Annotated in this window: 19 protein-coding genes; 8 read left to right on the top strand and 11 right to left on the bottom strand. The window is 64.5% G+C overall.

From position 1 onward, the window contains the following. Nucleotides 1-2: 2 nt before the first annotated feature. From NCS00_RS06040 to tsaB, 4 genes are read right to left on the bottom strand one after another with little or no spacing between them, the layout of a single operon-like run. Nucleotides 3-986: a DUF1853 family protein gene (locus NCS00_RS06040; protein ID WP_250439598.1), complete on the bottom strand. Its 984-nt coding sequence runs from the start codon at nucleotides 984-986 to the stop codon at nucleotides 3-5. Further along, nucleotides 986-1,879: a uracil-DNA glycosylase gene (locus tag NCS00_RS06035; RefSeq protein ID WP_250439596.1), complete on the bottom strand. Its 894-nt coding sequence runs from the start codon at nucleotides 1,877-1,879 to the stop codon at nucleotides 986-988. Before NCS00_RS06035 ends, NCS00_RS06040 begins: the two co-directional genes overlap by 1 nt. Continuing rightward, nucleotides 1,866-2,360 carry a ribosomal protein S18-alanine N-acetyltransferase gene (rimI, locus tag NCS00_RS06030; RefSeq protein ID WP_008350138.1) on the bottom strand — a complete coding sequence of 165 codons (495 nt, stop codon included), beginning with the start codon at nucleotides 2,358-2,360 and terminating at the stop codon, nucleotides 1,866-1,868. Before rimI ends, NCS00_RS06035 begins: the two co-directional genes overlap by 14 nt. Then, nucleotides 2,357-3,136: a tRNA (adenosine(37)-N6)-threonylcarbamoyltransferase complex dimerization subunit type 1 TsaB gene (tsaB, locus tag NCS00_RS06025; protein ID WP_174447729.1), complete on the bottom strand. Its 780-nt coding sequence runs from the start codon at nucleotides 3,134-3,136 to the stop codon at nucleotides 2,357-2,359. The genes rimI and tsaB overlap by 4 nt, the downstream gene beginning before the upstream one ends. A 178-nt stretch (nucleotides 3,137-3,314) precedes the next feature. Between tsaB and NCS00_RS06020 the strand changes: the two genes are divergently transcribed. The 3 genes from NCS00_RS06020 (at nucleotide 3,315) to aceA (ending at nucleotide 7,385) form a co-directional block, all read left to right on the top strand. Then, the gene (locus NCS00_RS06020) at nucleotides 3,315-3,584 is read left to right on the top strand and encodes an acyl-CoA-binding protein (RefSeq protein ID WP_008350142.1); all 270 of its coding nucleotides are present in this window, start codon (nucleotides 3,315-3,317) and stop codon (nucleotides 3,582-3,584) included. Nucleotides 3,585-4,058: 474 nt separating this feature from the next. Beyond that, nucleotides 4,059-5,705 carry a DEAD/DEAH box helicase gene (locus NCS00_RS06015; protein ID WP_034472015.1) on the top strand — a complete coding sequence of 549 codons (1,647 nt, stop codon included), beginning with the start codon at nucleotides 4,059-4,061 and terminating at the stop codon, nucleotides 5,703-5,705. A 372-nt stretch (nucleotides 5,706-6,077) separates the two neighbouring features. Continuing rightward, nucleotides 6,078-7,385 carry an isocitrate lyase gene (aceA, locus tag NCS00_RS06010; protein WP_008350146.1) on the top strand — a complete coding sequence of 436 codons (1,308 nt, stop codon included), beginning with the start codon at nucleotides 6,078-6,080 and terminating at the stop codon, nucleotides 7,383-7,385. Between the two features lie 86 nt (nucleotides 7,386-7,471). Here the strand turns inward: aceA and NCS00_RS06005 are convergent, their stop codons facing one another. Both NCS00_RS06005 and NCS00_RS06000 read right to left on the bottom strand, forming a co-directional pair. Next, a complete protein-coding gene (locus NCS00_RS06005) occupies nucleotides 7,472-7,906 on the bottom strand; it encodes a universal stress protein (protein ID WP_008350148.1) in 435 nt (144 codons plus the stop codon). A 132-nt stretch (nucleotides 7,907-8,038) separates the two neighbouring features. Continuing rightward, the gene (locus tag NCS00_RS06000; RefSeq protein WP_008350150.1) at nucleotides 8,039-8,941 is read right to left on the bottom strand and encodes a LysR family transcriptional regulator; all 903 of its coding nucleotides are present in this window, start codon (nucleotides 8,939-8,941) and stop codon (nucleotides 8,039-8,041) included. A 138-nt stretch (nucleotides 8,942-9,079) separates the two neighbouring features. Between NCS00_RS06000 and NCS00_RS05995 the strand changes: the two genes are divergently transcribed. The 3 genes from NCS00_RS05995 to NCS00_RS05985 all read left to right on the top strand — a co-directional run bounded on the left by NCS00_RS05995 (nucleotide 9,080) and on the right by NCS00_RS05985 (nucleotide 11,962). Further along, nucleotides 9,080-9,919 carry a haloacid dehalogenase type II gene (locus NCS00_RS05995; protein WP_250434549.1) on the top strand — a complete coding sequence of 280 codons (840 nt, stop codon included), beginning with the start codon at nucleotides 9,080-9,082 and terminating at the stop codon, nucleotides 9,917-9,919. 18 nt (nucleotides 9,920-9,937) lie between these two features. Further along, nucleotides 9,938-11,548 carry a malate synthase A gene (aceB, locus tag NCS00_RS05990; RefSeq protein ID WP_250439594.1) on the top strand — a complete coding sequence of 537 codons (1,611 nt, stop codon included), beginning with the start codon at nucleotides 9,938-9,940 and terminating at the stop codon, nucleotides 11,546-11,548. Nucleotides 11,549-11,701: 153 nt separating this feature from the next. Continuing rightward, complete coding sequence (locus NCS00_RS05985) at nucleotides 11,702-11,962, top strand: hypothetical protein (RefSeq protein WP_008350156.1); 261 nt, start codon at nucleotides 11,702-11,704, stop codon at nucleotides 11,960-11,962. Nucleotides 11,963-11,979: 17 nt separating this feature from the next. On the opposite strand, the gene NCS00_RS05980 is transcribed toward NCS00_RS05985, so the two are convergent. Together NCS00_RS05980 and bamC are read right to left on the bottom strand one after the other, a co-directional pair. Next, nucleotides 11,980-12,270, bottom strand: coding sequence for a putative quinol monooxygenase (locus tag NCS00_RS05980; protein ID WP_008350158.1), 291 nt, complete (start codon nucleotides 12,268-12,270; stop codon nucleotides 11,980-11,982). 460 nt (nucleotides 12,271-12,730) lie between these two features. Next, the gene (gene bamC, locus NCS00_RS05975; protein WP_034472024.1) at nucleotides 12,731-13,939 is read right to left on the bottom strand and encodes an NlpB/DapX family lipoprotein; all 1,209 of its coding nucleotides are present in this window, start codon (nucleotides 13,937-13,939) and stop codon (nucleotides 12,731-12,733) included. Nucleotides 13,940-14,354: 415 nt separating this feature from the next. Between bamC and NCS00_RS05970 the strand changes: the two genes are divergently transcribed. Next, nucleotides 14,355-14,816 (top strand): DUF2844 domain-containing protein, encoded by a 462-nt coding sequence (locus NCS00_RS05970; RefSeq protein WP_008350161.1) that lies wholly within the window; start codon nucleotides 14,355-14,357, stop codon nucleotides 14,814-14,816. 10 nt (nucleotides 14,817-14,826) lie between these two features. After that, entirely contained in the window at nucleotides 14,827-16,113 is a 1,287-nt protein-coding gene (locus NCS00_RS05965) for a DUF3443 domain-containing protein (protein ID WP_034472026.1), read from the top strand. 64 nt (nucleotides 16,114-16,177) lie between these two features. On the opposite strand, the gene pcaC is transcribed toward NCS00_RS05965, so the two are convergent. Genes pcaC through NCS00_RS05950 form a run of 3 tightly spaced genes read right to left on the bottom strand, consistent with a single transcriptional unit; the run spans nucleotide 16,178 to nucleotide 18,735 of the window. Next, complete coding sequence (pcaC, locus tag NCS00_RS05960; protein ID WP_008350165.1) at nucleotides 16,178-16,561, bottom strand: 4-carboxymuconolactone decarboxylase; 384 nt, start codon at nucleotides 16,559-16,561, stop codon at nucleotides 16,178-16,180. A gap of 2 nt (nucleotides 16,562-16,563) precedes the next feature. Continuing rightward, complete coding sequence (gene pcaD / locus NCS00_RS05955) at nucleotides 16,564-17,352, bottom strand: 3-oxoadipate enol-lactonase (protein WP_175979964.1); 789 nt, start codon at nucleotides 17,350-17,352, stop codon at nucleotides 16,564-16,566. 27 nt (nucleotides 17,353-17,379) lie between these two features. After that, nucleotides 17,380-18,735 (bottom strand): 3-carboxy-cis,cis-muconate cycloisomerase, encoded by a 1,356-nt coding sequence (locus tag NCS00_RS05950; RefSeq protein ID WP_250439592.1) that lies wholly within the window; start codon nucleotides 18,733-18,735, stop codon nucleotides 17,380-17,382. Between the last annotated feature and the right edge of the window lie 3 nt (nucleotides 18,736-18,738).

Genomic DNA, 18,738 nt, shown 5'->3' with positions numbered 1-18,738 from the left:
GATCACTCCGCCGACGCGGCGAACGCCCGCGCGCGCTCCGGCCAGTCGTCCGGCACGATGAAGCCTCGCGATTCCTCCACGAAATTCCCCGCTTCGTCGCGCGCGTAGGCGGCAACCATCGTCGGCGCGATCGTGCCTTCGAGACGCGCGCGAATCGCATCCGATTCCGCGATCAGCGTTTCGGCGGCATCCCCATTGAGCCGCCGCGACGCGAGCCACGCCATGCGCGGCTGCACGACCCACGCGCGCTCATCGTCCGACGCATTCGAGCGCGCGTCGCGCCATTCCGACGCCGTCAGCCACCATCCGCGCAGATGGTGCTCCCCTATTTCGCGCGCGGGCACGACCTCGTCGCCGCCGAGCCCGTGATAGAAAAGCCGGCCTTTGATGAACAACTGCGCCTGCCACGGACCGTCGAAGCCGAGCAACGCGAACTCGGCGCGCCGCGTCAGCGCCAGTTGATGCGTGAGAAGCCGCTCGTGCTTGATATCGAAGCGATCCTGCAGATTCGGCCCGACGTAGTTCGACAGACGCGCCGCGCGCGCCGCATCGCCGTCGCTATCGTCGATATGCAGGTAGAACTTCACCGCCAGCTCCCAGTGCAGCCGCGCGCCATCCGCCGATTCGAGCAGGAAATCGCATTCGCCGATGGTGCGCCGCTGTTGCCGCAACGGCACGTTCGCCGCGATGAGGCGCGCCGCCGGACCGTGCGCGAGAAAAAAGCGGATGAGGCTCTCGGCGTAGATGCCGAGGCGCGTGAACTTCGGATCGCGCGCGTGATCGTGCAGCGGCTGCGGCGCGGCATCGAGCGCCTTCAGCCACACGAGCGTCGCGTCGCGCTCCGCTGTCGACGCGAACGGATGCGCGAGCGCGGCGTCGCCTTCGCGCAGCAGATCGGGAGCGAACAGAAGCCAGGCGAGATCGCGAACCGTGACGTCGCCGAAACGATCGACGATACGCGTGAGATCGCTCGCCCGGGCCGTCATCAGACGCCGCCCTTCTCTGCTCCTTGCTCGACGCCGAGCGCGGCGAGCGCCTCGCGATACGTATTGCGCGCGAGGCAGAGATCGGCCCACGCCTTCGACTTGTCCTGCAGGCTGCGCAGCAGATAAGCCGGGTGATACGTGACGACCACCGGCACGCCACGATACTCGTGCACGCGTCCGCGCATCGATGCGATGCTCGCCTCGTTCTTCAGCAGACTCTGCGCGGCGAAGCGTCCCATCGCGACGATGACCTTCGGCTTCACGAGTTCGACCTGCCGTTGCAGATACGGCTCGCAGCGCGCGACTTCGTCGAGCTCGGGATTGCGGTTGCCGGGCGGCCGGCACTTGATGACATTCGCGATATAGACGTTCGTCTGCCGCGACAGCGTGAGCGCGCGCAGCATGTTGTCGAGCAGCTTGCCCGCCTGGCCGACGAACGGCTCGCCTTGCTTGTCCTCGTTCTCGCCCGGCGCTTCGCCGATCAGCATCCAGTCGGCTTCGCGATCGCCGACGCCGAAGACCGTGTTCGTGCGGCGCTCGCACAGACGGCAGCGCTCGCAGTTCGCGACGCGTTCGGCGAGCGCATCCCAGCCGAGCGTGTGGATGTCGCTCGGGGCTTCCGCGGTGGCGGGCTCGACATGGAGCGGCGTTTCGTCGGTCCAGGGGAGATCGTCGTAGGCGTCGAGCGGCGGCGCGTCGGATTCGGGCTGTGCGGACTGGAGCGGCTTCGGCTCCGGCCGCATGTCGACGACGACGGGCGCGGGTGCTTCCGCCATCGTGGCGATCGCTTCAGGCGTGCGCTCTTCCTCGACCTTCGGCGCGGGCGCAAGCCCACGCCGTACCCAGACCGGCCCGATTCCCAACTCTTCGATCAGCATTTCATCGAGCGCCATGCGCAGTCTCCTCCGTAAACGACAGACGCATGACGATTGCGTCCTCGCGCGAGCGATGCCGCGCGGGGTAATAGTTCTTGCGGCGTCCGATGGCCGCGAAGCCGAAACGCTCGTAGAGCTGGATCGCGCGCGGATTGGACGGCCGCACTTCGAGCAGCACGCCTTCGAGCTTCTCCGCGCGCGTGATGCGGACCGCTTCGCGCAGAAGCGTCAGACCCGCCCCCGCCCGCTGCGCAGACGGTGCGACGCACAGATTGAGCAGATGCATCTCGTCGACGACGGGCATCAGCACGCAATAGCCGATCAGCGTGCCGGTCACATGGCGCAGACACACGCCGAAATAGCCATTGCGCAGCGAATCCTGAAAATTGCCGCGGCTCCACGGAAACTCGTAGGCGAGCTTTTCGACCGCGGCGACTTCGTCGAGGTCCGCTTCCGTCATCGGTGTGAGATACCGATCGGCCAGCAGCACGCCGCTCACCGAAGCGCCTCCTCGCGAGCCTGCATGCGTTCGGCCGTCGTCTGGGCGACCTTGTCGCGCACATATTCGGGCGCGGCGTGTTCGGGTGCGACCGCGCGCCCAGCCCGCCAGTCCCGCAAGCCGATGAGCGCGACCGGCAGCGCGTGCGGCAGCGCCTCGCGATCGACACGCGCGGCGGCGGCGAGCGCCGGCAGACGATCGCCGAATGCGGACGCGGCGTTGCCCGCGAGCGCGAACGGCACGTCGGGCAGAGGCAGCGCGCCGGGCGCATCGAGCGCGGCCGGATGCAGCGTGCGCCAGTCGCCGGCGGCGGCATCGAATTCGAAATCGGCCCAGTACGCTTCATCCATGCGGGCGTCCAGCGCCGCTAGCACGCGCGCCGGGATCGACGGATCGTTCAGGCGCGCGTGCTCCGCGCAGGCGAGCAGCGTGCTCACCGGCACGACCGGCACGTTCAAACCGAACGCCAGGCCTTGCGCCACGCCTGTCGCCGTGCGCAAGCCGGTGAACGAGCCCGGGCCCGCGCCGAATGCGATCGCCGCGCAGTCGGCGAGCGCGAGCCCGGCGTCGGCGAAAAGCTCGCGCACGGCCGGCAAAAGGCGCGTGCTCGACACGGCGCCGGTCGCCTCGTGGCGAAACCACACGCGCGTGTCGCCGTTCACGTATTGAGGCGCGGCGGAGTTCGGAGTGGCGGCGAAAGCGCTGTCGGCGAGCAGGAGCGCGACGGAGCAAAATTCCGTCGAGGTGTCGAGGGCGAGCAAAACGGTGCGTGTCATAGCCGGTATTGTAATGCGGGACATGCGCCGGATTCGCGTGATCGGCGATACGCGGTCGATCCAATTCGCGTCCGCAAGGCGTCTGGAAGGCGTCCTCGGTTGGAGGAAAGCCTCGACCGGGCTCGCGCGTCTCGCTTGCTAAGATCGTCCGGTCCATCTCGATAACAACGGAGAACGCATGACCGACATCGATCAGCAATTCGCCCAAGCCCAGTCCGACGTGACTCAACTGCCCGAGCGTCCCGGCAATCTCACGCTGTTGCGCCTTTATGCGCTTTTCAAGCAGGCGAGCATCGGCGACGTGCAAGGCGAAAAGCCGGGCTTCACGGATATCGCCGGCAAATACAAATACGAAGCGTGGGCCGCGCTGCAAGGCACGCCCGCCGACGACGCCAAGGCACGCTACGTCGAACTCGTCGAATCGCTCAAGCGGGGCGAGGCGGCCTGAAGTTCCGGCCGGCGTCGGCCAGTTCCAGCGGACCGGCCGCGCCGTCCGATGCCCGAAGATGGCGCGGCGATGCGTCAAAATGTGGCGCAGTGCAGCAAATTCCGATATACTAGCGGTCAGCGCTCGATTGCGGGTGGCGAGCCTTCCGGCAAGTCCCACGCAGCAAGGCGCTTCGTAGCGTTTCGCTCCAATCCAGTTTAGAAACTGTCCCCTTCCTGCCAGGCCTTTGCGTCGCATTTGCGCGCAGCACGTTTCTCGGCCCGTCATGCATCAGGCTGACGTCAGCGCCCGTCGTTCTCTTCGGAACGATCGAGCCTGCCGTATCCGATACAGCTTCTAACAAAGATACTCGCCGCACGTTCGCGCGAGTAGCCTACGTTTTTCGATTTGCTCGCTGTTTCTTCGCTCGCTGAATCCAACGACCTGGGTATGCCGATTGGCGCCGACGCCTTATTCCTCGTTTCAAGGATCGACATGACTTCGAGCTTCACCGCTAGCCCGTTGGACAATCTCGCAGCAAACATTGGCATCACCCCCTCGGCCGATACCCCGGCCACCGACGCACCCGCCGACAAGCCCGCCGGCCCCACTTTCGAATCGCTCGGCCTTTCCGCCGATATCGTGTCCGCGCTGACCGCTGCGGGCTACGAATCCCCGACGCCCGTGCAGCAGCGCGCGATTCCCGCCGCGCTCGCCGGCCGCGATCTGCTCGTCTCCAGCCCGACCGGTTCGGGCAAGACGGCCGCGTTCATGCTGCCCGCCATCGAAAAATTCGCGCAACTGCAAAAGCTGGAAGCGCAACAGCCGCGCGCGCCGCGCGACCCGAACGCAGCGCGTGGCCGCCGTCCGCAGCCGATCGCGCGCCCGAAGCTGCTCGTGCTCACGCCGACGCGCGAACTCGCGATGCAGGTTTCCACCGCCGCGACCACGTACGGCAAGCATCTGCGCCGCCTGCGCACCGTCAGCATTCTGGGCGGTGTCGCGTATGGCCAGCAGCTCATGCTCCTCGCGAAGAACCCTGAGATTCTCGTCGCGACGCCGGGCCGCCTGATCGACCATCTGGAACGCGGCCGCATCGACCTGTCGGAACTCAACATGCTCGTGCTCGACGAAGCCGATCGCATGCTCGACATGGGCTTCATCGAAGACATCGAAACGATCGTCGACGCGACGCCCGCCTCGCGCCAGACGCTGCTCTTCTCCGCGACCATCGATAGCAAGATCACGTCGCTGACCGGCCGCCTGCTGAAGGATCCGGAGCGCATCGAGATCGTCCAGAAGCTCGAAGCGAAGAGCAACATCGCGCAGACCGTGCATTACGTCGATGACCGCGATCACAAGGACCGCTTGCTCGATCATCTGCTGCGCGGCGAAGGCCTGGATCAGGCGATCGTATTCACGGCGACGAAGAGCGACGCCGATCTGATCGCCAACCGTCTCGCCGACGCGGGCTTCGAGTCCGCCGCGCTGCACGGCGATCTGCCGCAAGGCGCGCGCAACCGGACGATCCGCGCGCTGCGCGAGCGCCGCGTGCGCGTGCTGGTCGCGACCGACGTCGCCGCGCGCGGCATCGACATTCCGGGTATCACGCACGTCTTCAACTATGACCTGCCGAAGTTCGCGGAAGACTACGTGCACCGTATCGGCCGTACCGGCCGTGCTGGCCGCAGCGGCACGGCGGTGAGCCTCGTGCACTACGCCGAAATGGGCGCGTTGAAGCGCATCGAGCGTTTCGTGCGCGCGCCGCTGCCGGTGAACGTCGTCGCAGGCTTCGAACCGCGCAAGGCGCCGCCGAAGGGTGGTTTCGGCGGCGGCCGTGGCCGTCCGGGCGGTAACGGCGGTGGCCGTCGCTTCGGTGGCAATGGCGGCGGCAGCAGCAGTGGCCGTGGTTACGGTCCGGGCAACGCCGGCGGTTATGGCAACAAGTCGAATGCAGGTTCTCGCGAAGGCGGTTATCGCGATGGCGGCGGTTATCGCGGCGGCAACAGCGATGGCGGCTACCGTGGCGGCAACAGCGACGGCGGCTATCGCGGTGGCAATCGCGAAGGCGGCTACGGCTCGCGCGACGGCTACAGCGCACGCCGTAACGACGGCCCGCGCGCCCCGCGCCGCGGCAGCTAAGCTGCTTGCGGGAAGCGGTTCCTGATACCGCTTCCCGTTGCGAAAAGAAAAACCGATGCCTCGTGCATCGGTTTTTTTTCGCCCCGTCGGCATATTTCACCATGCGCAATGCTCTTTTGCGTCGCAAAAGCCGTGCTGCGCGGCACAAAACCTGCGGTTGCAAGATAGAAAACGTCGTTCCGCAATACGATATTCGGATCGTATCTCGTTGATTTTGAACAAGGAAAATAAACCAGAATTCTCTGCCAGAGAGGTGTTTCGGAAAATCGCATTAGCCTACACTCTTATATAAGAGTTGAGCAAACGCAGAACGCCGATTCGGCGCCGCTCATGCGATTCAGGAACATCAGTCCAGTCTCAGGGAGATTCGCCATGACCTCACGTCAACAACAAGCCCAGCAACTCCAGCAGCAATGGGAAACCGATCCGCGCTGGAAGGGCATCAAGCGCGGCTACTCGGCGGATGACGTCGTCCGTCTGCGCGGCTCGGTGCAGCCGGAGCACACGCTCGCGCGACGCGGCGCCGAACGGCTGTGGGCATCGATCAACGACGAGCCGTTCGTCAACGCGCTCGGCGCGCTGACCGGCAATCAGGCGATGCAGCAGGTCAAGGCCGGCCTCAAGGCGATCTATCTGTCGGGCTGGCAAGTGGCGGGAGATGCCAACGTCGCGGGTGAAATGTATCCCGACCAATCGCTGTATCCGGCGAATTCGGTGCCGCTCGTCGTGAAGCGCATCAACAACACGCTCACCCGCGCCGATCAGATTCAATGGTCGGAAGGCAAGAATCCAGGCGATGAAGGCTATATCGATTACTTCGCGCCGATCGTCGCCGATGCCGAAGCGGGTTTCGGCGGCGTGCTGAACGCGTTCGAACTCATGAAGGCGATGATCGAAGCCGGCGCCGCGGGCGTGCACTTCGAGGACCAACTGGCGTCGGTCAAGAAATGCGGTCACATGGGCGGCAAGGTGCTCGTGCCGACGCGCGAGAATGTGGCGAAGCTGTCGGCCGCGCGGCTGGCCGCGGACGTGTGCGGCGTGCCGACGTTGCTCATCGCCCGCACGGACGCCGAAGCCGCCGATCTCGTCACGTCCGACATCGACGACAACGACAAGCCGTTCCTCACCGGCGAGCGCACGGTGGAAGGCTTCTTCCGCACGAAGCCGGGTCTCGCGCAGGCAGTTTCGCGCGGCCTCGCCTACGCGCCCTACGCCGATCTCGTCTGGTGCGAAACGGGCAAGCCGGATCTCGAATACGCGAAGAAGTTCGCCGAGGCGATCCACAAGGCATTCCCCGGCAAGATGCTGTCGTACAACTGCTCGCCGTCGTTCAACTGGAAGAAGAATCTGGACGACGCGACCATCGCCAAGTTTCAGCGCGAACTGGGCGCGATGGGCTACAAGTTCCAGTTCATCACGCTGGCCGGCTTCCACGCGCTGAACTATTCGATGTTCAACCTCGCGCACGGCTACGCCCGTTCGCAGATGAGCGCGTTCGTCGAATTGCAGCAGGCCGAATTCGCCGCCGCCGACAAGGGCTTCACGGCCGTCAAGCACCAGCGCGAAGTGGGCACCGGCTACTTCGACGCGGTCACGCAGACGGTCGAGAAGGAAGCATCGACGACCGCCCTGCACGGCTCGACCGAAGACGAGCAGTTCTTCGACAAGAAGGTCGCGTAATACGGCTTCAGCAGGCGAATCAGGGAGAGTGGTGAAAGAAGCGGCGGTCCCGGCGCGCGCAGCCACGCGCCGGGGAACGCCGCTCGCTAGCGATACACGATCACCGGAATCTTCGTATGCGTCAGGACGCGCTGCGTTTCGCTGCCGATCAGCAGACTGCCGAGACCGCGCCGTCCGTGCGACGCCATCAGGATCACGTCGCAACCGTTTTGCTCCGCCGCCTCGATGATGCCGATATACGGCGCCGCATCGATGCTCGTCACGCTCGTGCAGGGCACGCCGGCGCTTTCCGCGGCGCGCTCGACCGCGCGCAGATGTTCGCGGGCTTCGTTCTCGGCGCGGGCGTGAAAATCGTCGGGCGGCTCGACGGCGACATCGGCGAATGGCGAATACGGATACTGAGGCAGGCACGCGTAAGCCGTGATGCGCGCACCGACGGATTGCGCAAGATCGATCGCGCCGTCGATGGCCTTTTGCGATAGCTCCGAGCCGTCGGTCGGCACGAGGATGTGTTTGAACATGGCGTCCTCCCCCGTAAGTTGATGGTGCGTGATTCCATTGTAGTAACGGGCGCCGGCGCAGAGCAATTTCGATGTACCCGCGCGGCGATGCGACGCCGCGCATAGGATTCCGAAGCTTTCACCGGCTCGCAGTCAACCCCAATATCCCGTCGCGTTATAGGTATGTTTGAGCAAATCGAGAAACAATCGCACGCGCAACGGCAGATGCCGCCTCTGCGGAAACACCGCGTGAATGCCGATCGGCGGCGCGGCGTACGCATCGAGCACGCTGACGAGGCGGCCAGCGTCGATGTCATCGCCGACTTCCCACCACGAGCGCCACGCGAGACCGCGGCCTTCGAGACACCATTCGTGCAGCACGGCGCCGTCCGAGCATTCCATCGTGCCGGAAACCTTGATCGTGACAACCTTGCTGTCCTGCTCGAACACCCAGCCACGCTGCTGATTCGCCGACGCGCCGAGTGCCAGGCAATTGTGATGCGCGAGCGCGGCGAGATCGGCGGGCTCGCCACGTTTTTCCAGATACTCCGGCGACGCGACACACACGCGTCGGTTCTCCCCGAGCTTCAAGGAGACCAGCGACGAATCCGGCAACTCGCCGAGACGCACGGCGCAATCGAAGCCTTCGTTGACGAGATCGACCATGCGGTCGGTCAGATCGAGACTCACGGAAACGTCCGGATGCAAGGTCGTGAACTTCGGCACGAGCGGCGCGACGTGACGCCGTCCGAAGCCCGCCGGCGCCGAGACGCGCAAATGCCCGCTCGCCTTCACGCCGCCCGCCGACACGCTCGCCTCCGCGTTCTGCATGTCGTTGATGATGCGCTGGCAGTCCTCGAGAAACGCGGAGCCTTCGAAGGTCAGCGTGATTCGGCGCGTCGTACGCACGAGCAGCTTCACGCCGAGCCGCTCTTCGAGCGCATCCAGCCTGCGTCCGATGACGGCCGGCGCGATGCCCTCCGCCTGTGCCGCCGCCGACAGGCTGCCCTTCGCCGCGACCGAAGCGAAGGTTTCTATCTGCTTGAATCGATCCATGCGCGTTCGTCGTCAATATCGGTGTTGAACCACAGATTAGGTAAGTAAAAGTAAAAGATCAAGTGATGCTGCGGTGCTTTTTCCATCACTTAGATCACGAATACAATCGATTCCGACCTCTAAACGGAGCGCAAGGCTATGTCGGCCATAACGACACACGCATCGTCCAGCGAATTTTCCCGCGAGTTGTCCAAGCTCCCCCGCGCAGTCATCTTCGACGCTTACGGCACGCTTTTCGACGTCCACTCGGTCGTCGCGGCGGCCGAGCAGCTCTTTCCCGGCCACGGCGACGCACTCTCGAAGCTCTGGCGCCGCAAGCAGATCGAGTACACGCAACTGCGCACGCTCGCCGATCCGTCGGGCGCGCACTACGAGCCGTTCTGGACAATCACGATCGACGCGCTGCGCCACGCGGCTGCACGCCTGAACCTCGCCGATGCGCTCACGAGCGCCGCCGAAAAGCGCCTGATGGACGAATACGCGTGCCTTTCCGCGTTCCCCGACACGCTGCCCGCGCTCAGATCGTTGCGCGACGGCCTCGCCATTCCGCTCGCGATTTTGTCGAACGGCAATCCGCCGATGCTCGACATCGCCGTGAAAAGCGCCGGTATGAGCGGCCTCTTCGATTACGTTCTGTCGGTCGATGCAGCGCGCGCCTACCAGCCCGCGCCCGCCGCCTACGCGCTCGGCACCCGAGCCTTCGACGCCAGCGCGCGCGACATCGTATTCGCGTCGAGCAACGGCTGGAATGTCGCCGGCGCAACATGGTTCGGCTACACGACTTTCTGGATCAACCGCGCCGCGCTGCCGCCCGAGGAACTGGGCGTCGCGCCGCACGGCAGCGGCCGCGGCATGGCCGATCTCATCGCTTTCATCGAAGGCGGCGCGGTGCGCGCCGTCGCCAACTCTCGCCGGATCACGCAGCCGAAAAGCAGGCAGCGCAACGCTTCACGCACAACCACCAGCAAAACCGTCTGACCGACCAAGGAGAAAACCATGACGCATCCATCGAATCCGCTTTCGCTTCCGAAAGGCATGGCCATCTCAGCCGATATCAAGCCCGGCTACGAGACCATCCTGACGCCCGAAGCGCTCGCGTTCGTCGCGTCGCTGCATCGCCAGTTCGAGCCGCGCCGCCAGCAATTGCTCGCGGCGCGCGTCGAGCGCACGAAGCGTCTCGATGCGGGCGAGCGCCCGAGCTTCCTCGAAGAAACGAAATCGATCCGCGAAGGCGACTGGAAGGTCGCGCCGCTGCCGGCAGATCTTCAATGCCGTCGCGTCGAGATCACCGGTCCGGTCGAGCGCAAGATGATCATCAACGCGCTCAACTCCGGCGCGGATTCCTACATGACCGACTTCGAGGATTCGAATGCGCCGAACTGGGACAACCAGATCGTCGGCCAGGTCAATCTGAAGGAAGCCGTGCGCCGCACGATTTCGCTCGAACAGAACGGCAAGTCGTACAAGCTCAACGACAAGATCGCGACGCTGATCGTGCGTCCGCGCGGCTGGCATCTCGACGAAAAGCACGTCACCGTCGATGGCGAGCGCGTGTCGGGCGGCATCTTCGATTTCGCGCTCTTCCTGTTTCACAACGCGAAGGAGTTGATCGCGCGCGGCAGCGGTCCGTACTTCTATCTGCCGAAGATGGAAAGCCATCTTGAAGCGCGTCTGTGGAACGACATCTTCGTCGCGGCGCAGGAGGCCATCGGCATCCCGCGCGGCACGATTCGCGCGACGGTGCTCGTCGAAACGATTCTCGCCGCGTTCGAGATGGACGAAATCCTGTACGAGCTGCGCGAGCATAGCTCGGGTCTCAACGCGGGCCGCTGGGATTACATCTTCTCGGCGATCAAGAAGTTCAAGAACGACACGGACTTCTGCCTCGCCGACCGCGCGAAGATCACGATGACGTCGCCCTTCATGCGCGCCTATGCGCTCGAACTTTTGAAGACATGCCACAAACGCAATGCGCCGGCGATCGGCGGCATGTCGGCGCTGATTCCGATCAAGAACGATCCGGCCGCGAACGACAAAGCGATGGGCGGAGTGCGCTCCGACAAGGCGCGCGACGCCTCCGACGGCTACGACGGTGGCTGGGTCGCGCATCCGGGCCTCGTGCCGGTCGCGATGGAAGAGTTCGTGAAGGTGCTCGGCGACAAGCCCAACCAGATCGATAAGCAGCGCACCGACGTGCAGGTGACGGCGCACGATCTGCTCGACTTCCGTCCGGACGAGCCGATCACCGAAGCGGGCTTGCGCAACAACGTGAACGTCGGCGTCCACTATCTCGGTTCGTGGCTCGCGGGCAATGGCTGCGTGCCGATCCACAATCTGATGGAAGACGCCGCGACCGCCGAAATCTCGCGCTCGCAGGTGTGGCAATGGATCCGCTCGCCGAAGGGCAAGCTCGACGACGGCCGCAAGGTCACGGCATCGATGGTGCGCGAGATCACCATCGACGAACTGGAGAAGGTGAAGCAGGCGGTCAGCGCGTCGGGCGCGGACACGAAGCCCTACGAACGCGCGGCGAAAATCTTCGAGGAAATGTCGACTTCGGCGCACTTCACCGAGTTTCTGACGCTGCCGCTGTACGAGGAAATTTGAGCGTTTCGTGCCGTCTCGCGCACGAACGGAAAACGGCCTTCGGGCCGTTTTTTCGTCTGGCACGCCGCATGGATCGCGCACGGCGTGTGCTACATTGCGCATCGTCTTTTCAACGATTCAACCGTGGAGCGCACTCATCGTGCGAACGACAGCATGAGCAATATCCAGCTCGATATCGAATGGACCGAAGCGGCATCGCGCAAGATCGAAAAACTGATGCCGCGCAACGCGAACAAGGACTCGTATCTGGCGCTGCCGCCCGTCGAATGCCTGCCGATGGAAGGCGACGTGCTGTTCCTCGGACCGTCCGGCAAGCAGCAGCCGTTCATCGTCGCGGAGCGCCAGTATCATCACGACGGCGACGCCGACTGGACCATCATCCTGATCCTCGACGTCCCGCAAGAAACGCATTAAAAGCGCTGTCCGGTCCGTCAGAGAATCTTGCTCGCGACACGGACTTCGCCGTGCTCGCACAAGTCCGGCGATTTGGCGCGGAACGTCTGGATGTGCGCCGTTTCGCCGTGCTTCGCGAGCGCGGCCTCGCTCTCCCAGCGCTCGACGAAGATAAAGCGCCGCGGCTCCTTCAGGTCGCGGTGCAAGTCGTATTGCAGCGCACCCGCCTCCTTGCGCGTCGGCTCGACGTTCGCTTCCAGCACTTCCCTCAGTTCCTCTTCCTTGCCCGGTTTGGCAACAAAGATCGCGACGACGGCAACTTCCGACATGAGCTTCTCCTTTCTTACTTGAACGATGGAAGCACGAGCATAACCGCGCATCGCGCATGTCGCCGAAAACGCCCGATCTGCAAGCCAAAGAAAAAGCCCGCGTTCCAAGAGAAACGCGGGCAAAAACCGTCGCCCTACGAGGATAGGCGACGGGGCCATCGGGGTTCGCGCGGGGCGAACCAATCGTCTGTTTGTCAGGTACAACGTGCGTGATACGCGCGCTTCGTGGAACTTCCGGCGGGTGATTTACGCCACTGATGCAATGTACTGTCCGGGCGTTCATTTCTATAAGCTTTTGCGCACATTTCCCGATAGAAAGAATTGTCTGCGCAATATTTACGCGTCGCTCGCATTTCCGTGCGCGCTGAAAAAATCGTTTGCGCGCCCGGCGGCGGCATCGACGGCGCAAAAAAACCGCCTCGCGAAGGAGGCGGTTTCTGCGGATCGGCGCGGAAAACGATCAGCTGATCTGGTCGGCGAGCAGCGCCATGATCTGGCGAGCTTGCGGCGACGAATCGACTTCGCCCTTGTCGTCGACGATCGCCACGCGCGTTTGCTGCTCGGTGACGGCGCGCACGTTGACCTGATACTGCTTCGCCTTCATCTCCTTGCGGCCGTGGAACACCTGGCTCCAGAAGCCTTGTTCCGCCGACGACTTGTCCGTCGGATCGACGTAGCGCACGTAATAGACGCCCTTGCTGCGGTCGCGGTCGTCCACCGTGAAGTTGGCGCGATCGAGCGCGATGCCCACGCGCAACCACGCGCGGTCGTACGCTTCCGGCAAGGTCAGTTGCGACGATGCGGCCTCGGGCACGACTTCGTTGCGGATCGGCGAATTGCCCGCGTACGCGGCGTTCTGCGCCGCGACCGACGCCGCCTTCGCATCGCCGCCCTTCGCGGCTTGCGCGCCCGCAGCACCGGCGGCCGGGGCGTCGAGCGGCGTTGCGCCGCCGGAAGCCGCCCGCTGGTCGGCCAGCGACAGCGAGGACATCAGGCGCTTGAGGTATTCGTTCTCGAGCGCGGGATCGTTCGGGCGGGCCTGCCACTGGCTCGTGTCATTGTTCACGCCGGTCAGCGCCTCGCGCATGCCCTTCTGGCTGATGAACACATACGTGCCGCCGTTCGGCGCCGCTTCGAGACGCGTGCGGTACTTGTTGCGCTCGGCCGTGACATACGAGTTGCCCGTTGCCTTGGCGAGCGTGTCGCGGATCAGGCCGTCGGAAATCTGCGGATGGGTTTCGTTCCAGTCCGTTTCCATCACGCCCTTGTCGCGCTGATCGACGACGAGCAGAAAGCCCTGCTCCTGCCAGAAACGGCGGACCTGCGGCCACACCTGATCGGGCGTCTTGCCATCGACGACGAGCCAGCGCTCGGTGCCGTCGCGCTGAACGCGCATGCCCGACACCGGCGGAACCACCGTGGGCGCGTTCGGTGCGACTTTCTGAATCTGCTGCAGATCGGACAGCGATGCCTGCCCGCCCTGCGGCGGCAATGAACGCTGATCGGCCGCTTCGTCGAGCAGGTTCGGCGGCACGGCGAGAGACACCTGTTTCGAACGCTGATCGCTCTTGTAGTTGAACGCGTTGGGATTGGACGAGCCACATCCCGCCACGATTCCGGCCACCGCGAAAAGCGCAGCCATCCGCTTCGTTACACGAAAATCTGTCATTTGGAGAAGTCCTTCCGCTACGCCACGGGCGTTCTTCCGTGGATCAACCCGTTATTTTACCGGTCCGCCGTGCGCCGTGACAAAAAAGAGGTCACGACGGCTTCCGGCAAGGCTGCGCAGCGCGCCCATTAAACGTTGCCTTTCAATGACGAAAGCAGACTACGCGCAGCCAAAAGGCGCGCCTCAAATTTCCATTTAAGCCGCTCCGCATCGAATTGACAATTTATGACAATCGCGAAAAGCGGCAATTCGGCTTTTCGATCTGCGTAACCTTTTGATTCATAGAGACTTCTTTTTCTCCTACGCGCATCCGCCCGTTTCGCGCGGAAACATCGACGTGTATCAGTTTTTTCTGACTTCCTCCTAAAATCGCATCTCGAAAATAAGAAGAGTCCTAATTAACGGAGAGAACGTCATGAGAAAAATCAGAATTCCTCACTACGCGACCGCGTGCCTGACCATTCTGGCGATCGGCGCGTCGGCTAATGCCCACGCGCAGCTCGGTGCCGCCGGGCGCGCGTCGAGCGCATCGCAGGGCGATGTCGTGCATCAAGCGCAGAGCGGCCTCGTGAAATTCCACGAAACGACCGATGCCGACGGCATCGTCGTGCGTGAGTATGTCGATTCGAGCGGCACGGTGTACGCGGTGTCCTGGCGCGGCCCGGCGATGCCGGACGTCCGCACGCTGCTCGGCAGCCATTTCGAGACGTTCAGGCAAGGCGCGAGCGCGTCGGTCGGCGATGCGGGCCTGCATGCGGCGCACGTCGCCGCGGGCGATCTCGTCGTCGAAAATCGCATGCGGCTGCGCGAATTCATCGGCCGCGCATGGCTTGCGAGCGCCCTGCCGCCGGGCGTGAGCGCAACGGACATTCAGTAAGAGGCCCGCCATGAACCCACGCGCCCTTCTCTCGATCGCCGCACTCGGCACTTGCGTTCTGCTTCACGCCTGCGGCGGCGGCGGAGGTTCGGACGGCGGCTCGAACGGCAGCGCCGCCGCGTCGCCTCACCAGGCCAGCGCGCCCCAGACGGCCAGCGCCGCGACGCCCGCGAGCGCGGCGTCGTCCCCATCCACCGGCACGACCGTCGCGCAATCGACGACGCCCAACGTCCAGATCATCCATGTTTCCAGCACGCCGACCAACACGCGCAACATGCTGCAAACCAGCGTGACGATCTGCGTGCCGGGCACGGACACATGCCAGACCATCGACGACATTCAGGTCGATACCGGCTCGCACGGCTTGAGAGTGCTGGCGTCCGCACTCAGTCCGTCGATCGCGTTGCCGCTCGTCGCGGGCGGCAGCCAGAGCGCGATCATCGCGGAATGCGCCGTGTTCGGCTCAGGCTATACGTGGGGCGCGGTCCGCACGGCCGATATCCGGCTCGCGAGCCAGGTCGCGCGCTCGACTTCCGTGCAACTGATCGCCGACTCCGCCGCAGGCAACGCGGCGCAGGACTGCAGCCAGTCCGGCCTGCCGATGCTCTCCGCGTCGAGCCTGCGCGGCAACGGCATACTCGGCGTCGGACCGTTCACCGCCGACTGCGGCGCGGGATGCGCGACCTCGGCGATGCCGCGCTGGTACTACAGCTGCATCTCGGGCAACTGCACCGCGAGCAAGCTGGCGGTCGCGCAGCAGGTGACCAATCCGGTCGCGAACTTCGCGTCGGACAACAACGGCGTGCTGATCGAGCTGCCCGACGTGCCGGATAGCGGCGCATCGGCGGTCACGGGGACGATGACCTTCGGCATCGGCTCGCAGTCGAACAATCTGCTCGGCTCGGCCACGGTGCTCAAGGCGAGTTCGCTGTCCGGCTACGTCACGACGGATTTCGGCGGCAGCCAGTACGGTTCGAGCTTCATCGATAGCGGATCGAACGGCGTCTTCTTCCCGTCGGCGACGCTCGCGAAGTGCGGCGCGTGGTATTGCCCGTCGACGCCGACGACGATCGCCGCGACGATCCGTTCGTCGAGCGGCGCGCAGAGCGCGGTGAGCTTCACCATCGCGCAATCGACGACCTTGTTCGGCACCGGCCACTTCGCCTTCGACAATCTCGCCGGCTCCGCGAGCGGCTTCTTCGACTGGGGCTTGCCTTTCTTCTACGGACGGCGCGTGTTCACGGCGCTCGCAGGACGCCCGACGCCCGCAGGACCGGGACCGTTCTACGCGTTCTGAGTCCGCAAACGAAAAAACCGTCTCCGGTTTCCCGGAGACGGTTTTTATCGGTTCCGCGTCGCGACTACGCCTTGCTCTCTTCGTCGAAGATTTTCTGCGCGAGGTGGAACGCCGAATTCGCCGCCGGCACGCCGCAGTAGACCGCCGTTTGCAACAGCACTTCCTTGATCTCGTCTTGCGTGACGCCGTTGTTCTTCGCGGCGCGCAAGTGCAGTGCGAGTTCTTCGCTGCGATTGAGCGCGACCATCATCGCGATCGTGATGAGGCTGCGCGTGTGACGCGGCAGGCCGTCGCGCGTCCAGATTTCGCCCCACGCATAGCGCGTGATGAAGTTCTGGAATTCGGTCGTCAGCTCGGTGCGGTTTGCAAGCGAGCGGTCGACGTGCGCGTCGGACAGCACCGCGCGGCGCACTTTCATCCCGGCTTCGTAACGTTCGTCGTCGGTCATCTTTATTCTCCGAGGAAGTCGAGGACGGCGCGCGTGTAGTCGTCGCGCTTTTCGATGTTCGACAGATGCGCCGCGTCCAGTTCGACGTAGCGCGAGCCGCCGATATAACCCGCGAGCTCGCGGCCCTGCTCGGCCGTCGTCGACAGATCGTGCGTGCCCGCAATCACAAGCACGGGCAATGCGATGGTCTTCGCTTCGTCGCGCAGGTCGGCGTCGCGGATCGCCTCGCAGTTCGACGCGTAGCCGTCGCCGTTGGTGTGGCGAAACACGTCGCGGATATTCGCGAGTTCGAGCTGCTCACGCTCGATGAAGGGCGCGGTAAACCAGCGCGCGATCACGGCGTCGGTCAGCGCGGGCATGCCGCCCGGCTCGCGCGCTTTCGCGGCGCGCGGCGTCCACACGGCGTCCGAGCCGATCAGCGCGGCGGTGTTCGACAACACCACGCGCGAGAAGCGCTCCGGATGACGCGCCGCCAGCCCGATGCCGGTCAGCCCGCCCATCGACAGGCCGCAGTAGTTCGCGCGCTCGATTTTCAGATGATCCATCAGGCCGATCACGTCGCCGATCAGCTGATCGATCGTGTACGGGCCCGGCGGCACGTCCGAATGACCGTGGCCGCGCGTGTCGTAGCGCACGACGCGATAGCGCGCGGCGAACGCCTCGATGTTCGGCGTCCACATCGAGACATCGGCGCCGAGCGAATTCGACAGCACGAGCCACGGCGCGTTGTCGCCCGCCGTCGCGTCGATGCGATAGTGAATCCGTGTTCCGTTGACTTCGGCAAGAGGCATGTTTTTACCGCTCCTGTGTGTTCCTGCTTATTTCGAGTGAGCGTTCGCGATGGCGGCATCGACGAACGCCTGCGCCTGTCCGACGTAATTCGCCGGATCGAGCAGCGATTTCAGTTGATCCTGCGAAACATGACGCGTGACGGTTTCGTTCGAGCAGAGTTCGTCGAAGAGCGACGTGCCGTTCGCCACCGACGCCTTCGACGCGCCTTCGACGAGCTTGTGCGCGTCGAGCCTGCCGATTGCGTCGCCGAGCGCGAGCATCACCGCTTCGCCGAGAATCAGTCCGTTGGTCACGTCGAGATTGCGTGCGAGCCGTTCGACATTGACTTCCATCGACGGAACGATGCCCACGATGTTCGACAACGCGCCCGCCGTCAGACGCGCGAGATCGGGCAGCGCTTCCCATTCGGCCTGCCAGCCGCCGAGCGCGCGCTCGTGCTCCTGGACCATGCCCGCGAAGATCGTCGCGACGAGATTCGGCGCGCGCGTCGCGGCGGTCAGAACGGCCGCGCAGCCGACTGGATTGCGCTTGTGCGGCATCGTCGACGATCCGCCCTTGCCTGTGGCCGCCGGTTCGGCGACTTCTCCGAGCTCGGTCTGCATCATCAGCGAGACATCGCGCGCGATCTTGCCCAGCGTGCCCGTCAGCATGCCGAGAAACGACGCGGTTTCCGCGATGCGATCGCGCTGCGTGTGCCACGGCAACGCGGGAAGCGCCAGCTTCAGGTCCTGCGCAAGCGATGCCGCGACCGGCAAGGCCTTGTCGCGCAGACTCGCGAGTGTGCCCGCCGCGCCGCCGAATTGCAGCACGAGCGCGCGCGACCTCAGTTCGCCGAGGCGCTCGCGATGACGCGTCACTGCATCGAGCCATTGCGCGAACTTCAGGCCGAGCGTGATCGGCAGCGCCTGCTGAAGCCAGGTGCGGCCGATCATCGGCGTGTTTTTGTGGGCTTGCGCCTGCGTGGCGAGCGCATCGGAGAGCGAGCGCAGATCCGCATCGATCAGATCGAGAAACGCGCGCAATTGCAGCACGACGCCCGTATCGATGATGTCCTGACTCGTCGCGCCCCAATGCACGTACTTGGCTGCTTCGGCGTCGCGCGCCTTCACGACGGCCGTCAGTTGCTTGACGAGCGGAATCGCGAGATTGCCGCCCGCCGCGGCGCCGGTCATCAGCGCATCGGCGTCGATGTTATCGGCATCGCAGGCGGCGACGATCGCATCCACCGCGCCCGACGGAATCACGCCATGCAGCGCGGATGCGCGCGCGAGCGCGGCTTCGACATCGAGCATGGCCTGCACGGTCGCGCGCGGCGACCAGATCTCGTTCGCGGCGGCGTTGCCGCAAATGAGATCGGTCAAACGTCCGGTCGATGAAAACATGTG

The sequence above is a fragment of the Caballeronia sp. AZ1_KS37 genome (assembly GCF_023631165.1).
Classification (GTDB): domain Bacteria; phylum Pseudomonadota; class Gammaproteobacteria; order Burkholderiales; family Burkholderiaceae; genus Caballeronia; species Caballeronia zhejiangensis.
Note: the sequence above shows the minus strand (reverse complement) of the source record. Positions and strands in the feature narration are given on the sequence as shown.

What these genes read in the sequence shown, in the direction of transcription:
- NCS00_RS06040 (WP_250439598.1), bottom strand. Translation starts at nt 986, where the DNA reads ATGACGGCCCGGGCGAGCGATCTCACGCGTATCGTCGATCGTTTCGGC.
- NCS00_RS06035 (WP_250439596.1), bottom strand. Translation starts at nt 1,879, where the DNA reads ATGGCGCTCGATGAAATGCTGATCGAAGAGTTGGGAATCGGGCCGGTC.
- tsaB (WP_174447729.1), bottom strand. Translation starts at nt 3,136, where the DNA reads ATGACACGCACCGTTTTGCTCGCCCTCGACACCTCGACGGAATTTTGC.
- NCS00_RS06020 (WP_008350142.1), top strand. Translation starts at nt 3,315, where the DNA reads ATGACCGACATCGATCAGCAATTCGCCCAAGCCCAGTCCGACGTGACT.
- NCS00_RS06015 (WP_034472015.1), top strand. Translation starts at nt 4,059, where the DNA reads ATGACTTCGAGCTTCACCGCTAGCCCGTTGGACAATCTCGCAGCAAAC.
- aceA (WP_008350146.1), top strand. Translation starts at nt 6,078, where the DNA reads ATGACCTCACGTCAACAACAAGCCCAGCAACTCCAGCAGCAATGGGAA.
- NCS00_RS06005 (WP_008350148.1), bottom strand. Translation starts at nt 7,906, where the DNA reads ATGTTCAAACACATCCTCGTGCCGACCGACGGCTCGGAGCTATCGCAA.
- NCS00_RS06000 (WP_008350150.1), bottom strand. Translation starts at nt 8,941, where the DNA reads ATGGATCGATTCAAGCAGATAGAAACCTTCGCTTCGGTCGCGGCGAAG.
- NCS00_RS05995 (WP_250434549.1), top strand. Translation starts at nt 9,080, where the DNA reads ATGTCGGCCATAACGACACACGCATCGTCCAGCGAATTTTCCCGCGAG.
- aceB (WP_250439594.1), top strand. Translation starts at nt 9,938, where the DNA reads ATGACGCATCCATCGAATCCGCTTTCGCTTCCGAAAGGCATGGCCATC.
- NCS00_RS05985 (WP_008350156.1), top strand. Translation starts at nt 11,702, where the DNA reads ATGAGCAATATCCAGCTCGATATCGAATGGACCGAAGCGGCATCGCGC.
- NCS00_RS05980 (WP_008350158.1), bottom strand. Translation starts at nt 12,270, where the DNA reads ATGTCGGAAGTTGCCGTCGTCGCGATCTTTGTTGCCAAACCGGGCAAG.
- bamC (WP_034472024.1), bottom strand. Translation starts at nt 13,939, where the DNA reads ATGACAGATTTTCGTGTAACGAAGCGGATGGCTGCGCTTTTCGCGGTG.
- NCS00_RS05970 (WP_008350161.1), top strand. Translation starts at nt 14,355, where the DNA reads ATGAGAAAAATCAGAATTCCTCACTACGCGACCGCGTGCCTGACCATT.
- NCS00_RS05965 (WP_034472026.1), top strand. Translation starts at nt 14,827, where the DNA reads ATGAACCCACGCGCCCTTCTCTCGATCGCCGCACTCGGCACTTGCGTT.
- pcaC (WP_008350165.1), bottom strand. Translation starts at nt 16,561, where the DNA reads ATGACCGACGACGAACGTTACGAAGCCGGGATGAAAGTGCGCCGCGCG.
- pcaD (WP_175979964.1), bottom strand. Translation starts at nt 17,352, where the DNA reads ATGCCTCTTGCCGAAGTCAACGGAACACGGATTCACTATCGCATCGAC.
- NCS00_RS05950 (WP_250439592.1), bottom strand. Translation starts at nt 18,735, where the DNA reads ATGTTTTCATCGACCGGACGTTTGACCGATCTCATTTGCGGCAACGCC.